Source organism: Paenibacillus sp. FSL L8-0494 (genome assembly GCF_038003695.1).
GTDB lineage: Bacteria > Bacillota > Bacilli > Paenibacillales > Paenibacillaceae > Paenibacillus_AQ > Paenibacillus_AQ odorifer.
This window is the reverse complement of sequence record NZ_JBBOPQ010000001.1, coordinates 5162219-5178379: the sequence shown is the minus strand read 5'-3', so window position 1 is coordinate 5178379 and position 16161 is coordinate 5162219. Positions and strand designations below refer to the sequence as shown.

13 protein-coding genes are annotated in these 16161 nt (G+C 44.7%); 11 read left to right on the top strand and 2 right to left on the bottom strand.

The genetic code is table 11. The annotated features are described in order from the left end of the window. The first annotated feature begins 191 nt into the window (after nt 1-191). Both NYE35_RS23475 and NYE35_RS23470 read left to right on the top strand, forming a co-directional pair. Entirely contained in the window at nt 192-1106 is a 915-nt protein-coding gene (locus NYE35_RS23475) for a phosphotransferase (RefSeq protein ID WP_341122134.1), read from the top strand. 1014 nt (nt 1107-2120) lie between these two features. Further along, nucleotides 2121-3713 (top strand): sensor domain-containing diguanylate cyclase, encoded by a 1593-nt coding sequence (locus NYE35_RS23470; protein WP_038572778.1) that lies wholly within the window; start codon nt 2121-2123, stop codon nt 3711-3713. A gap of 298 nt (nt 3714-4011) precedes the next feature. On the opposite strand, the gene NYE35_RS23465 is transcribed toward NYE35_RS23470, so the two are convergent. Next, the gene (locus tag NYE35_RS23465; RefSeq protein ID WP_341122133.1) at nt 4012-5037 is read right to left on the bottom strand and encodes a ketopantoate reductase family protein; all 1026 of its coding nucleotides are present in this window, start codon (nt 5035-5037) and stop codon (nt 4012-4014) included. A 153-nt stretch (nt 5038-5190) separates the two neighbouring features. Here NYE35_RS23465 and NYE35_RS23460 point away from each other — a divergent pair, with 153 nt between their 5' ends. The 6 genes from NYE35_RS23460 to NYE35_RS23435 all read left to right on the top strand — a co-directional run bounded on the left by NYE35_RS23460 (nt 5191) and on the right by NYE35_RS23435 (nt 11868). Continuing rightward, nucleotides 5191-5715 (top strand): TetR/AcrR family transcriptional regulator, encoded by a 525-nt coding sequence (locus NYE35_RS23460; RefSeq protein WP_076099848.1) that lies wholly within the window; start codon nt 5191-5193, stop codon nt 5713-5715. Between the two features lie 440 nt (nt 5716-6155). Further along, complete coding sequence (locus NYE35_RS23455) at nt 6156-7124, top strand: SIS domain-containing protein (RefSeq protein ID WP_339809543.1); 969 nt, start codon at nt 6156-6158, stop codon at nt 7122-7124. Between the two features lie 16 nt (nt 7125-7140). Then, on the top strand, nt 7141-7953 hold the full coding sequence (locus NYE35_RS23450) for a fructoselysine 6-kinase (protein WP_341122132.1): 813 nt from the start codon (nt 7141-7143) through the stop codon (nt 7951-7953). 97 nt (nt 7954-8050) lie between these two features. Then, on the top strand, nt 8051-8764 hold the full coding sequence (locus tag NYE35_RS23445; RefSeq protein WP_038572768.1) for a GntR family transcriptional regulator: 714 nt from the start codon (nt 8051-8053) through the stop codon (nt 8762-8764). 90 nt (nt 8765-8854) lie between these two features. Then, complete coding sequence (locus tag NYE35_RS23440) at nt 8855-10435, top strand: amidohydrolase (protein WP_076099846.1); 1581 nt, start codon at nt 8855-8857, stop codon at nt 10433-10435. Nucleotides 10436-10437: 2 nt separating this feature from the next. Beyond that, entirely contained in the window at nt 10438-11868 is a 1431-nt protein-coding gene (locus NYE35_RS23435) for a YfcC family protein (RefSeq protein ID WP_076099844.1), read from the top strand. A 135-nt stretch (nt 11869-12003) separates the two neighbouring features. Here NYE35_RS23435 and NYE35_RS23430 read toward each other — a convergent pair whose 3' ends face one another. After that, the gene (locus NYE35_RS23430; protein WP_341122131.1) at nt 12004-12984 is read right to left on the bottom strand and encodes an MBL fold metallo-hydrolase; all 981 of its coding nucleotides are present in this window, start codon (nt 12982-12984) and stop codon (nt 12004-12006) included. Between the two features lie 190 nt (nt 12985-13174). Between NYE35_RS23430 and NYE35_RS23425 the strand changes: the two genes are divergently transcribed. The 3 genes from NYE35_RS23425 to NYE35_RS23415 are packed head-to-tail and all read left to right on the top strand — an operon-like array spanning nt 13175 to nt 16158. Continuing rightward, nucleotides 13175-13582, top strand: a complete 408-nt coding sequence (locus NYE35_RS23425) for a PaaI family thioesterase (protein ID WP_341122130.1) — start codon at nt 13175-13177, stop codon at nt 13580-13582. 40 nt (nt 13583-13622) lie between these two features. Beyond that, complete coding sequence (locus NYE35_RS23420; protein ID WP_076272229.1) at nt 13623-15161, top strand: class I adenylate-forming enzyme family protein; 1539 nt, start codon at nt 13623-13625, stop codon at nt 15159-15161. 16 nt (nt 15162-15177) lie between these two features. Continuing rightward, entirely contained in the window at nt 15178-16158 is a 981-nt protein-coding gene (locus tag NYE35_RS23415) for a zinc-binding dehydrogenase (protein WP_341122129.1), read from the top strand. The last annotated feature ends 3 nt before the right edge of the window (nt 16159-16161 follow it).

Sequence of the window (16161 nt, the reverse complement as noted above, 5' to 3'; positions counted from 1 at the left end):
ATTAAATGCCCCTTGTGTACTGAATCAGTAAATGATCATTAAGCTAATGGGAAACGTTAATTTAATAAAAACATGTAAGCAGCCGCTCAAACAACCGGCTGCTTTTTCATTTAAGCTAACGGGCAGTTATGCGTAACTTTTAGGGAATGTAAACATCTAAATAACGTAAGGAACGAGGAGGCAGACAATTCATGGGAGGAACGAATGTATGGGATGCGGAGTGGGAGGTTAACGAAGAGCAGGTGCGGACGCTGATCGGCAGACAATTCCCTCAGCTGTCATCGAAGCAAGTGAAGCGACTGGGCTGGGGCTGGGACAATACGGTTTTTCTCATCGGTAACGAGTACGTGTTCCGGTTTCCAAGAAGAAAGATTGCAGTTGGCTCGATTCGTATGGAAGGGAAGCTGCTGCCAAAGCTGGAGGCATATATAACCATCCCCTATCCGAAACCGTTGTTTTATGGCGAAGCAAGTGACGAATACCCGGCACCATTTCTTGGCTATGCCTACGTGCTAGGAGATTTCCCAATCGGTTTGACGGAAGAACGCCGGGCTTTATCGGCAGAGACGCTGGCGAAATTTTTGCGGAGATTGCATGAGTTTCCGGTGCAGGCGGCGCTGAAGTGCGGAGTTCAGCAAGATCATCGAAACTTGACGGACATAGCATCGCGCAAAGTGAAATTGGAGGGCTTTCTATCGAAGGTGGTTGAACACTTGTCGCCGGAGGAGTCCGGTGTGATCGAAGCGTATATTAGCAGGCTGCAAAAGGACCGTGTCGAGGCGGTGAATGCACTGCTACATGGCGATCTTCATTTCAAAAATATGCTTGTGAATGAGAACGGGATCGTTTCCGGCATCATTGATTGGGGCGATCTGAGCGTAGGCCATCCGGCTTGCGATTTGAGCGTTGCTTATAGCTTTTTACCACCTTACGCTCGCGGCGTGTTTTTCGAAACGTACGGAGGAGCGGACGAGGAAACGAAGCTGCTGGCGCGGCTAATCGCGGTATACATCCCCATACTGATCTTAATGCAAGCGGTCGATGACGGGAATGAAGCAATTGCGGCAGAGGCGAAATCCAACATCATGCGGGCATTGTCGGATTAGGCTCATTATTTCGTTGCGGCTATGGGGCTATGGCTATCGGCACCATTTTGTCGTTTAAAGGCCACGATAAGGTACGATCCGCCTTCTCTGATACCGCTTTATGTTGAGGAACACGAAATCCAACAGAGTAAGTCGTTGCGCTAACGGGAAACGTTAGCTCAATATAGACATAAGACACCCAACCGATACGATTGTAAAAATATGCCTCATCAGTGATTATACTGGTGGGGTTTTGCGTTTCTCTGTAACCAAAGATATTTTAACATGTATCAAGTAATTGATAGATTACATTTAGGATTTTATTAGATATGCAAATTAATGAGAGCAAAGTAAGTACGGCAGCAATTACACCAAATAGATATTAACCAGATACTAACCCAAGAAACAACAAAAACCCATGCACAGATTTTAATTTCTGTGCATGGGATCAAAACTCTGGTTATAGTATAAGTGGTACTTTCATTTTTATAATACAAGGTTTTGTTAAATAATCGCAGGGGACGGGCTGGGGACGAACTGGGGACAGACTCTAGGTCAACCAGTAGAAACCAGTCCAAATGAGAACAATATAAGAACGGGTTAAGTCCTTGATATGACTAGGTTATTGAGTTTAGTTCCATATCATATCAATAAAAACTCATGTCTTAAAATCCTGCGGTACGTGAGTACCGTACGGGTTCGACCCCCGTCCTCGGCATCACAGTAAAAACCTTGAGAAATCAAGGTTTTTTTGTTTTTCTTGAGTAAAACTTCCATCAAAAACTAAAGGTTCTTGTGTCATGGAATCACATCCGAGCTCACAGAATCAGGTTGATAACACTCCTTTTCAGTGCTTGTCTACTCACAAGCTCTGGAGGGGGTTTTTTAATGCGGAAGATTCCATTGAACTGCCATATATCAAACGGTATGTACAGTGAAATGAGAGATCCGAGCTCATTGATTACTGTCGAATAACATCTTAATTTGTTGTATTATTGATTAATCTAGTTTTCAAGAAACAAGGAGGGTTAAAGTTTGCTTACACTGAGAAGAGCCGAGCCGCGTCAAAGTAAAAAGCTCAGTCTCACATCGCTGCTTACGGGCTTGGTCACGCTGGTGGTTCTACTAACCTCAAGCATTCTTCTGATTGGCTCTTACGAGTCCAAAAAACAGTCATTGATGGAGACTACACTCCATCTGAATTACTACAACGCTGACCGAATGACCAAAACAATGGATTCCTTATTTCAGTCCATGCGCAGCAGTTTGGAATACAGTGCTGACACACTCTCCGATGACGAAACCTTAACGCCCAAGCAAGTGGATGATAATTTGGAACTGATGCGCAATAGTAGCAATTACTTCAATTCTATCGCCGTGCTCGATGCCGACGGGCTGATCCGCAATGTAGTACCGGCTAGTTTGGGGTCAGTAGGAAACCATATTACTTCTAAGGTCGGTTTGGAAGCTCTGGCGTTAAAAAAACCTTACATATCCTCCCCCTACATGACCCAAACCACCAAGAGACTAATCGTTTTTATGAGTCAGCCGATTTTTAGCAAGAATGGTACATATCGCGGTATTTTGAGCGGCACATTTTATCTGCAGGAGAACAATATTTTGTCTATGATTTTTGGCGATAATAACGTGGACGATTCTGGCTCCTATTATTATATTGTGGATTCAAGCGGGCATCTGTTGTACCACCCGGATAAGCAGCTCATTGGGGAGGATGTTAGCAATAACAAGGTTGTGCAGAAACTCATGAATGGGGAGAGTGGGGAACAGCAAGTGCGTAACACCCGTGACGTTGAAATGCTTGCCGGATACTCCAGCGTTCCAGCCAACGGATGGGGAATTGTGGTCGTTTCGCCGATTAGTGTCATCCATCATCAACTGATGGGGCACCTTCGGACCATTCTCTGGTATTCGTTGTTTCCGTTCATTATACTCCTGATGGGCGTCATTCTCGTAGCACGCAAGCTGGCCCGGCCTTTTGTGTACCTGGCAAATCTGGTGAGCAGGATGGGTAAGGAGAAGATTGAATTGCCAGAAGCGAAGCCGCAATGGAGCCGAGAGGCAGATCTGCTGACCAAGGCTGTGTTGCTTGCCGTGACGGATATTCAGAAGCAGACGGATCAACTGACCCAAGAGGCTACGACGGATGCTCTGACCGGTTTAATGAACCGAAGATCCTTAGAGTATACGATGAGTCAGTGGATTGACTCAGGACAACCGTTTTCGCTCATTGTGCTGGATGTAGACAAATTCAAACTCGTGAACGACACCTACGGCCATCTCATCGGCGACGAAGTGCTGAAACATGTAGCCAATGTTATAGTTACCTCGTTTCGTCCAGACGATGTTTGCCACCGCTACGGCGGTGAAGAGTTCATCATCTTGCTAGCCCACACTAGACCCGAGGAAGCCTTCACCATAGCTGAAAGAGTCCGGCGGGCAATGGAACAAAGCAGGGGGCCAATCCCGACACAGGTTACGATCTCTCTAGGAATCGCCCATTATCCTATTCATGCATTGGAGCGGGAGGGGCTGCTGGAGAAGGCGGATCAAGCGTTATACCTGGCCAAGAGCAGGGGAAGAAACCGGACGATGGTCGCTGATGTTTGAAACAATGGCTCGAAATATGCGGTACTTGCCCCCGTCTTCGGCATCATAGTGAAAACCTTAGGAATACAGAATTTGCGTAGAAGAATATAAGTCTCCTTTGCTGTATCTGATTAAATTAGATGAAGAGCGGGCTGACCGAATGCTGCATATCAGCACGAGTGGCACGAAGCCAGCGGGCAGCAAAGGACGAAAGTGTAACCTTCCAAGCTGAACAAGGAAAATGTTATTCGCTATTATGAATGTTCGGAGCGGAAACAGTATTTCATCTTTGATGAAATACTGTTTTTTTGTGCGGATGTTAATTATGTTCAACACGTTGCAATAATTCCTTTAAAGCCTTCATCTGCCGGCCTTGAAGTTCTCCCTCTACAATCGAATTCCGTAGAGATTCTACATCCTGAGCCTTCACTTTACCCCCATGATGGAAACGATTGAATGCTTGATAATCTAGCGGCAGCATATCTTGTTCCATTTTGAGATGTATTTTTGCTGTCATGCGTGGCCCCATCACAAAACTCATAATCTTACCGATTAGACTATGCTTGGGCAGGGATGCTATTTCACCCTGAGCACGGCAAGCGAGCTGCCAAAGATCTTTATTTGCAATAACGGCTGAGAATTTCGGCCAACCTACGATATCACAAGCAGCGTACACAGGAAAACCGATACTTGAGTAAATATTGAACATCGCCGGACTTACTTGACCACAGCGTGAGACCCCAGAGTTATTGTACAGTGCGCTAAATTGTTTGGCAGCTGATTTATTATTGTTCTCGACCTGGAAACCGACCTTGTTCGCCGGATGATTGTAACAGACAATGGCTTGGTTAATGAGTTTGGGGTCTGTTGGTGCATGCACAGGCAAATCAGCCTTGGATTGATGACTTAACGTACCCAGTATTCCTCTTAACAGCTGGTCTTCCGGAATTCTCATATACTGAATGTAATGTTCACGAATCCCGCTTCCAAACGCACTCATAATCACCGTAGTTTTAGAATTACGAACGACACTTCCCAATTTGGATAACGTAGCTACGCCTTCTGGTGAACGGCTCACATTTCCGTCCAATGTAATAATAATAAATTGATACTGCTGAGGTTTTATTTCTTCTATATTTTCTATGACATTAAAGTTGCTAAATTCTTTCAATGTAGCATCGTCATAGCAATATAGTTTCTGAGGAGGAGCGAAGTCTGCTTTTCGTCCTTTTCGTACAAGAAAGGTAACATCGGTGCCTGATAAATGTAGATGGTAACCTACAGAGAAACCTACTGCTCCTGCACCTACTATAAGAATGTTTGTTTTATCTGAAGTGATTGTCATGGTTAGTTCATCTCCTTGACATGTGTTGATTTAATGTCGTGTTGTCAGTATAATCTACACGTCTGAACAATCACAATAATCAATACCTTTGTAAATGTTATGAAGTAAACAGATTACATCTATTATGTTGAAAGGATAGAACAGGAGGAGCATATGGTTGGAACCAAGAATAACAGAAGAACTAAATATACGATTAATCTCATTAAAGAGAGCTTCCTGGTTTTATTAGAAACCAAAAAGTTACCTCAAATAACGGTCACTGAAATATGTAACTACGCTGATATCAACCGTGGCACCTTTTATTTGCACTACAAAGATCCTTTTGAATTATTTGAAGTGATGCAGAATGAATTTAATAAAGAATTGGTGGAAGCATTACAAGAAGGAGGCAGTCCTTGCACATCTGAAGAATCCATGGTCAAACTGTTAAACATCATTCAAGATAAGAAAACCATGTATCAGCTTCTAATTTCAGAGAGTGGAAAAAGTGAATTTTTAACACGAGTTTTACTTGAACAAAATTGGAACGAACCCTTTCTAAGGGACTATTCTTTCACTTACAAGGTTTATGGATCTATTGGAGTCATTAATCAGTGGCTCGAGTCCAATGGTGGAGAAAGTCCGCAATCCATTGCTAATATAATTTATTCTTTGGGTCATCAGAACAATATAGTTTGAAAAAAACACGCTAAGAGTGGCATTTTAGGAAGCTATATAATAATTACTGTAATAATGTACTATATATCAACAGTCTGTTAACATGCCATATCTCCAAATTTCTGAACCCAGAGGATTTATAATATAAAAAAGTGCCTTTAAACAATGTGGTTAAAGGATTTGTTGTCGAGCTTTGACTTGAAATTCTGAGGTACGTGAGTACCGTAGGAGTTCTACCCCCGTCCTTATCATCCTTGACCAGAAGATCGCATGACTCTCATGAAATATTGAGGTCATGCGATTTTTTTATTTTAAAAATCAGAGCATTACAGATCGTCGCTGCCGAAGATATTTTGGAGTTGAATTCTGAATAAATTAATAGTTGACAGCATTTTTGAAAGCGGTTATATTTATCTCGTAAACAATACGTTATATAACGTTATGTCAAAGGAGAGAATCAAATGAATGCAAATCAGGTTGTTCAAAGTATCCGTGAAAAAGTGGCAGAGGGGATTTCAGAGGTATATTTTGTAGCTTGTGGGGGTTCACTGGTTGATATGTATCCCGCGAAATATTTTCTGGATAGTGAAGCGAAGAAACTGGTAGCGGGGCTCTATACGGCGAATGAGTTTGTTCATGCATTGCCTAAACGTCTGGGCACACAATCGGTAGTAATCGTTTGTTCCCATGGCGGAAATACACCGGAATCGGTAGCTGCGGCGCAAGTAGCCAAACAGCATGGAGCGCACACCATTGGCCTAACCCATAACAAGGAAGCTGCGCTGCTGAATTACTCTGATTATTCTTTCTTGTATGAATGGGGAGATGATAGCAATGTGAAAAATAACCCGATGGCTATCATTCTGGATCTCGCTACTCAATTGTTAGATGCGGCTGAAGGGTATGCGCATGTTGAAGCTTTTCAAAAAGGATTGGAAGCTATCGATGGCATTATTAACCAGGGTAAAAAGCAGGTCGCTCCACGTGCCCGTGTGTTTGCCAACAAATACCGTAATGAGGAGCTTTATTATATCTTGACGAGTGGAGCTTCGTACGGACATGCTTATGGATTTGCAATCTGTTCTTTGATGGAAATGCAATGGCTGCATGCTGCGGCGATTCACTCCGGTGAATTCTTCCATGGTCCTTTTGAAGTGACGGATAAAGAAACCCCATTCATCCTAATGATTAATGAAGGGCGCACCCGTGAGCTGGATGAACGAGCACGGACTTTCCTGAATCAGTATGCAGAGAAAGTCGAAGTGATTGATGCTAAAGAGCTGGGAATTGGTACAATTGCTGATGAAGTTGTGGAATTCTTTAATCCGGTATTATTCTACAGTATCATTTGTGTCTATCGCGAGGCTCTTGCCGAGGTGAGAAATCATCCGCTAGAAACCCGCCGTTATATGGGGAAAGTAGCCTACTAATCGGGAGGATAAAACCATGAAAGCTCTAGGTATTGGCGATAATGTGGTAGACAAGTATGTTCATCAGCGTACGATGTATCCCGGCGGCAATGCACTCAACTTTAGTGTTTTCGCCAAAGGTGAAGGAGTTGTCGCGGCTTTCCTCGGTGTTTTCGGCGATGATGACGAGGCACGTCTTGTGGAAAATACGCTGCAGCAGCTGGAAATCGATATCTCACATTGCAGACATCATAGCGGAGAGAACGGATGTGCACGGGTAACCTTAGAGAATGGGGAACGGGTATTTCTGGGCAGCAACGAAGGCGGGATTACGAGACTGAATCCAATAGCGTTGAGTGAAGCCGACAGAGAATATATCCGCGGGTTTGATATCATCCATACAGGGCTTTATAGTCACACCGGACATTTGCTTGCGGAGCTGAATGAACTGGGAATTCCCCTCTCTTTTGATTTCTCCGATGACTTCGAGGATGCGCAGGTAGAACGGTATATTGGCAATGCGGATTTTGCTTTCTTTTCCTGCAGCCATATGACGGATGAAGAGACGCAGAATTTTATTGAGACTAAACGCAGAAGAGAAGGCCAAGTATTGGTGGCAACACGCGGGGGAGACAGATCCATTGCCTATGATGGAGCAAGCTTTTATTATCAGACCCCTGAGCTTATTGAGGCTGTTGATACGATGGGAGCAGGCGACTCTTATATTACTGCCTTTTTAATGAGTATGATTAAGGATGGTGATATTCAAGCTGCTATGCGGGAAGGCTCCAGATTAGCTGCCAAGAGCTGTATGGTGGAAGGTTCCTTTGGATTCGGGGCTTCTTATTAACAACGGATGCGTACTTATCTTTGCTTGTGAAAAAGAGGATCGTTTGTTACTCTAACAATAGAGTAATATAACGTTATATAACAAGTGAGGGTAAATCATGTTAAATTCAGAGCAGGCAGAGCCATTATATATTCAATTGAAAAAAGCGGTCCAATCCGCCATTGCGAACGGTACCTTTAGTTCAGGAGATAAAATTCCTACTGAAATTGAGCTTAGTGAAACATATAATGTCAGCCGAATTACTGTTAGGAAAGCTATAGAGGAATTGGTGAATGAGGGATATCTGACGAAACGCCAGGGCAAGGGCACTTTTGTCAACGCACAAAAGATCGGCCGCAAGATTGAGCATGTCATCAGTTTTACGGCGGCCTGCAAAGCCAATGGTGTTTCATCACACAGCGTCGTTACGGAGAGAACTAAACTTAAAGCCGATCAGGAAACCGCGGAGCGGCTGCAAATACAGCAGGGTGAACCGGTGTTATATATTCAACGTAAAAGATATGCTGGCGAAAGACCCCTAATGCTGGAAAATAACTATTATCCGTATGACCGTTTTTCTTTCTTAATGGATGAAAAGCTTGAAGGATCGGTATATGAGCTGCTGCGGAAACGTTATCATATTGATCCCAATCAGCCGGGAGAAACGGTGTTGCAAATCACCTTGGCTGATGAACAGCAAGCAAAATTACTGGAGATTCCCATTGGTGATCCTTTGTTCTATATGAACACTATTATTTATGATCAGGACAGTCAGCCGGTTCATGTAGGCAAGCAGTACATTATCGGTGACCGTTATCAATTTACTTTATAATTCATTCTGCTTCTTGCGGTAAGCGGGAAGCAGAAGCTTCGATATAACGTTATAAGTCGTATTATTAATCGGCAGAAAGGCGTTGAAATCATGGAAGCAGTTAAACATGGTTTTGCAGATCGGGTACTGTTGTCTAATGCAGTATTTACAGGAATAGAAGATGGCGCTTCACCGGCATTTATTGCCCTGCAAGGGGAGCGAATCGTCGCGGTTGGAATCCCGGCAGAAGCAGAGGAATGGATAGGACCGGCAACATTTGTTCATCATCTGAAGGATGCGTTCATTATGCCTGGTATACATGATAACCATGTTTTTTTTACCGGTTACATGTCCATGCACCGTGGAGTGGATCTGACGAATGTCGCTACAATTCAAGAGGCTTTAGAGTTGCTTAAACAGGAAGCAGAAAAAATACCCTCAAAGCAAAATGTATACGCTTACGGGTGGAGTGAAGAGTGTTGGGGCGAGCTTCCGGGGCAAAGCTTATTAGACGAAGCTTTTACTGAATGGGCTGTAATCGCCATTAATCTGACGAAAAGCTATTGTTGGATGAACAAGTTTGCTCAGGATAAGTATCAGTTTCTCCCTGACCAATGCAGCGCGGAATCACGCGCCCTCCTCCTTCATGACATGATGCAGGATCAGGAATTAGTCAGACAAGAGTTTTTGGACTTTGCCCGAATGCTTGCTAAACGGGGTGTCACTTCGATAAAAGATATAGGCTTTGACAGGCATAGCGGTTTGTTGCCGGTCCTTGAAGAGCTGGAAGCAACGGGAGAGCTGCCGTTGCGGGTCCATTTTGCGCTTGAACCTGTATTGCAGCCGCTTGATATTTCCACGGGTTTGCAGTACAAAGAGCGTTATCAAGGAGAATTTCTTCGGTTTCAGGGATATAAGCTGATGTTGGATGGTGTGGTAGCTGATCATACGGGAGATATGCTGGAGCCTTATGCGGATATGCCAGGTGTTACAAACTTGCAGTCAGTTGACTACGAAGGGTTAGAAGAGGCATTTCGGGCAGCAGACAGCCATGGAATTAAATGTTGTCTAACGGCTGAGGGAGATGCAGCAATTCGTAAGGCAGTAGACATGATCGAAGATTGCAATCGTAACCGGGGAGCACAGCGGATTAGGCATTCAATCAGCGATTTGGAATATCCACATCCCGAAGACATTCAGAGGATGGGGGAGAACGGGATTTTTGCCGAGGTATATGCCCAGATCTTGCTCTTAAATCCTTCTTATGAGGATGCTTATATGGCTGCTGTGGCCGGAAAAGAGAATGAAAGCCGGTTTTATAATTACAAGTCCATGCTTGAGGCCAATGTACCGATTACGATAGGTACAGATTTGCCGCTTTTCCTCACCAGTGTTCCTGATTCGCTGTATGCGGCTTCTTTTCGGTTGTTCCCTGATGGATCCCCTCCGGGAGGCTGGAATTCCGAGCAGGGGATGCCGGCATCAGAAGTCCTAAAGGCCTGGACGATTAACGGGGCCAGACATTGCGGTATGGAAAGTACAGGAACCTTGGAAGTTGGAAAAGCTGCTGATATTGCTGTATTTGACCGTAATCTTCTGGATACAGCTGCAACCGAGATTAGAGATGCACGTGTGATTTTGACAATTACCGCCGGTCAAATCACCTATGATGCTGCCAGGAACGAGGGGTAGAAATGGAAACGGTTAAACGTAAAATAAAATGGTCCCTTCCTCATAGTTATACATTGATTTTTCTGATTATCGTGGCTATTGCCGGATTAACCTGGATTGTCCCGAGCGGCCAATTTGACCGTCAGGAAGTGCTGGTGGATGGTTCCTCCAGAACAGCCATCATCCCGGGAACCTATCATACCGTTCCCAAAATCAGTGAGCAAGGGGATTTGAGACAAGGATTTGCCCAAATTGCCAGTGCGCCGTTAGAAGGAATCATCAATGCTGCTGATGTCGTCGCCTTCGTCCTGATTGTAGGGGGAGCTTTTGGAATTATTCTGCAGACTGGGGCGATTGACCGGGCACTGATGGCTCTAGCCGGAAGACTCAAAAGTAAAGGGATATTACTGATTCCGATAGCCATGGTGATTTTCAGCCTGGGGGGTTCAACCTTTGGAATGAGTGAAGAAATCATTCCGCTTTATGCCATTTTTATACCGTTAATGTTTGCCTTGGGCTTTGACTCCATGACGGCGATTCTCATTCTATTTCTCGGAACACAGATCGGCTATGTCGGATCAACTGTTAATCCTTTCTCTGTATTGATTGCGCAAGGCGTAGCAGGGGTGCAGGGAAATCCACAGCTATGGCTCAGATTTATTGAATGGGTTGTTTTTACTGCGATATCGATTGGTTTTACGATGTGGTATGCGCAGCGGGTGAAGAAGAATCCGGAGAAATCAGCGGTATTCCAAAATGATATTCTAAACCGCCAACACTTCATCAAGGAGAACGATGGGATAGATGTAAGTTTCTCGAACCGGGATAAATTAATTATTGGAGGCTTCATCTTTACCTTGGGGCTAATTGTCTGGGGAATACTGAGCAAAGGCTGGTATATGACCGAGATCGGAGCGCTTTTCTTTGCACTTGGGATTTTTTCGGGGATTGTCACCCGGATGAGTCAGAAGGAAATTGCCGAGAATTTTGTTAAAGGTTGCGGAGAATTTATCTACGCTGCCGTGATTATCGGTTTGGCCCGGGGGATCCTCGTCGTTGCAGAGAACGGGATGATTATCGATACCATTTTGAATGGGCTGGCTACTATGCTTGAGGGCTTGCCGAATTACTTGTTCACCACCATCATGCTGGTCGTGCATAATATTATTACGTTCTTGGTTCCTTCTTCATCAGGAGAGGCGGCCTTGACGATGCCTGTGCTTGCACCATTAGGCGATCTTGTGGGTGTTAACCGCGAAGCAGTAGTAACCGCATACCAATTTGGAAATGGATTAACGAATCTCATTTCGCCAACAGGCGGTGTGCTGCTGGCAGGTTTGGCCATCGCCCGGATCAATTTTGGACAATGGTTAAAGGTAATTCTCAAGCTGTTTCCGATTCTTTGGCTGGTGGCGGCAATCTTTGCCGCAGTTTCCTCAGCTGTAGGCATGTAGTGGATAAAAAATATTGCAAAGCCATGCGGGATTTCCCGCATGGCTTTTGAATTTTCATTATTTACGGCAGAAGCCTACATCAAAACAAACCTGTTATATGGCCATGCTTCAAAAACAAAAAAAAGCGCCCGCTACTCATAGAACATCGTTCAAAACACAATATAACGATTCATCTCGTTCTATAATGCTAAGCTCATTCCTCTTCTGTAAGTACCGCAAATGCGCTACCGTTTCTCCAAGCGCAAAATTTAGGGAAGCAGGATCGACTACCTTAGTGAATAAATAGGTGCTGATTTCGTAAGGGGTGAGTTCTTCGGCGTTTAAGTTTCTCCATATGGACCGGATCTCCTGAAGACGTTCAAGATGATGCTTAATTACGCCATCGATGAACGATTCAGCTAACTCAAATACTTTGCCGTGCCCAGGAAGGACAGTTTGGATTTGTAATGTCCGCAGCATTTGTAGGGTATCAAAATAATCTTGTAGGGGATTGGTGTTGGTACTGTAATCATACGTAATATTAGGCGTGATTTTCTCAAGCAGAAGGTCACCACCTATGAATAATTTGCTTGACTCGTTAAGAAAGCCGATACTCCCTTCCGCATGACCGTTACCCAATTTAATTTGAAATTGCTTCCCTCCTAATAGAATGTTCTCCTCTGGTTCTAGGATCACTTTGGCTCCCTCGATAGGCTTCACCCAAGTAAACAGTTCCTCATGGTGTTCACTCATCTTGTTTACGAGCGAACCTGGAACCCCACACTTTAGGCTAAATTGAGCAGACTTCCTGATAGATTCGCTGTGAAAGATGCGATCTGCCCATTCAAATGTTTCCATGCTGCTGTAAACAGCAGCATTCGTCCACTGCTGAAACAGACCTGCAAGGCCGTAATGATCCGGATGATAATGAGTCACTATAATCCTTTTGATGTCGCCGAAAGTCAGATGATAGTTTTTCAATACTTCAGTCCAGACCGTTAAGGTATCCTCTGTAGCTAAACCAGGATCAATTACGCTCCATCCCTCTTTATCCTCTATGAGATAACTATTCACATGGTTGAGACGCAGGGGCAGAGGTAATCTCACTTGATGTATGCGCAGCTCTGAATGGTTCATCTTTATCTCCTTTTAATTTAATCTGATTTATCGGAATTGTGAAATTAGTATGAACTATAATCCAGAAATAGCGCAGTGTCAACGCTTTTTAATTGAAAAAAGGATGAAAAAAAGTATATTGACAATTAAATCATATCGGTTTAGTATGATTAAAATGTTTCGTTGGCAAACAAAAAGGGGGTGACACAGCATGAAAGATGCAATCAACCGAGAGCGGATTGAAGCCTTGCTTAGAAGCTCGGCGTATCACCGCTTTTTGGATGTTCAAGTAGAAGAATTAAGCGAAGAGTCAATTACGATTTTACTTCCGGAAAATGATCTGTTTGTTACAGGGGATGCTGGATATATTCATGGTGGAATTATTGCAACGCTGATTGACATTGCCGGATACTTTGCAGTACATCGCAAGGTAAATCTGCCCACACCCACTATTGATCTGCGGATTGACTATTTAAGACCAGCTGCGCCAGGTGCTCTGCATGCCAAGGCCAATTTAGTTAAGTTGGGAAGAACGGTTAGTCTGGTAGATATTTCAGTAACAGATCATACAGAGAAGGAAGTTGCTGTAGGCCGAGGATTGTTCAGCTCGAAGCAGTAACCATAACTATTAGGAAGTCAGCCCTAGAAGGAGAGGAGTTATGAATACGTATAATTTTGCAAGCATCATTCAAGAATCTGCTGCTCGATATCCTTCAAAGACTGCGTTGATCACACCCCAGATTACATTGAATTATTCAGAGCTGACTCAGCGGGTGAATCAAGCGGGGAATTTCTTCTTATCCCTTGGGGTTAATCCGGGAGATCGTGTCAGTATATTATTTAACAATGATTACCGATTCCTGGAAATCTGCTTCGGCTTGATGTCGATCGGAGCTATTCCAGTGCCGATGAATGCCAAGCTGGGTGCGGAGACGTTAGCTTATGTGTATCGCAATAGCGGCAGCCGTGTACTCATCTTTCATGATGAACTGAGTGAGAAGGTACAGGCTGTGCAGCAGATCAGTGAAGCCTCTATTCTGGTACGCTGCGCCAGCGTGAATGAACAAAAGACTCCCGTTGCATTGTCCTACGACGAATTGCTTCCTCTGCAGTCCTTAAGTCTGGAACTGTACCCGTCAGAGGAGGGAGATATCTGTTTCCTCCCGTATACATCCGGTTCAACCGGAAATCCCAAAGGCTGCAGGCTAACTCACCGAGGGCAGTTGTGGAATGTTCAGTCTACTTCGCAGCTTAGAGGTTTAACGGATGAGACGCGGGTGATCATCTCTCTGCCTCTCTATCACAAGAATGCCATGACGACGATGAAGACCATTTTTTGGCTTGGTGCCTCAGCCGTCATATTGCCTAAAGCAGATCCCGAGCAGATCTTGAAAGCTATTGAGACTCATCGCGTTACATATATGACGGGAGTGCCCGCTCTTTATCGAATGTTAATAAACTATCTTAAAGAGCATCCAGGTTTTGATCTTACGTCCTTACTTTTTGGTATCTGCGGTTCTTCCGATACACCTAGCGAACTATTGGATGAGGTTCAACTGCTCATGGGGATGCCGGTATATGAAGGGTATGGACTTACCGAAGGGGGACCCGTTGTGCTGGAATCCCGGGAGGGTGTTCAGCGAACGGGCTCGGCAGGTATTCCAGTACCAGGCTGTAAGATCCGAATCGTGGATGAACACGAGAACGAGGTCGGGCCGAATGTAACGGGTGAGCTTTGGGTGAACAACCCGGGAGTGGCTGACGGTTATTGGAATCTCCCGGAGGTTACTGCTCGCAAGATTACACCAGATGGTTGGCTGAAGACTGGGGATGCAGCTTGTAGGGATGAGGATGGATTTGTTTACATTGTTGGACGTAAGGACGACATGATGAATGTAGGCGGAGAGAACGTGTATCCCAAAGAGGTGGAGAACATTCTGCTGAAGCATCCTTCGATTGATGATGTCTGTGTCCTGCCCATTCCTCATGAAGTAAAGGGAGAAGTTCCTATAGCCGTCATTGTGACAGGCAAAAGAGGTGAACTTAAGGAGGAGGAGGTGAAGCAGTTCTTCATCCTGAATGGTCCTGCTTACGCTCATCCCCGCAGAGTCATCTTTGTAGATGCTTTGCCACTTACCGGACCGGGCAAGCTTGATCGAATGTCTTTAAAAGAGCAAGTCATTCAAAATTTAACCTAGGAGGAGAAGATATACGATGAGAGCTGCACTTATTCTTGAACATGGAGATCGCAATAATGTTGTTGTAGGAGAGTACCCGAAACCCGAAGCGGGGCTAAACGAAGTTGTTGTTAAGGTTGAAGCAGTTTCACTGAACCACCTTGATATTTTTGTACGGCGAGGAATTCCGGGGAGAAAGCTCCCTTTGCCACATATCTCTGGTGGGGACATTTCTGGAGTTGTGGAACAAGTAGGAGAAGGAGTTCTAAACGCCAAGCTTGGTGACCGGGTTCTCATTGATCCATCTATTCCGGGTCATGGGGCGCTGGGGGAAGACCTGACTGGAGGACTTGCAGAATATGTGAAGGTTCCAGCGCAGAATTTGATCCCGTTGCCGGATGAGATTTCTTTTGAAGATGCGGCTGCTCTTCCTATTGCTTATGGAACAGCCTGGAGAATGCTGATTACCCGTGGCAAGCTACAAGCGAATGAAACGATTTTGATTCTGGGTGCAAGCGGCGGTGTAGGTAACGCGGCTGTGCTCATCGCTAAGCTGGCGGGTGCCAAAGTTATTGCGGCAGCCGGATCTGATGACAAGTTGGAGAAGCTTAAGGAGCTTGGAGCGGATCTGGTCATTAACTATAACAAAACAGATTTCTCGAAAGAAGTCTGGAATTACACGGGCAAAAAAGGAGCGGATGTCGTCGTTGACTATACCGGAAAGGCCACATGGCCTCAAAGTATTAAATCGACTCGGGTAGGTGGACGAATTCTAACCTGCGGTGCAACGACTGGTTTTGAAGCAGTGACGGATCTGAGATATGTGTGGGTACGTGAAATTACAATTATCGGCTCCAATGGTTGGGAAGCGGGCGATCTGATCACTCTGCTGGAGCTTGTGCAAAGTCGCAAGCTGAAACCGATTATTGACAGAGTATTGCCACTTGATGAAATCAGGGAAGCTCATCGCATCATTGAAGAGCGAGAATTTTTTGGCAAGATCATTATCAAACCATAGGGG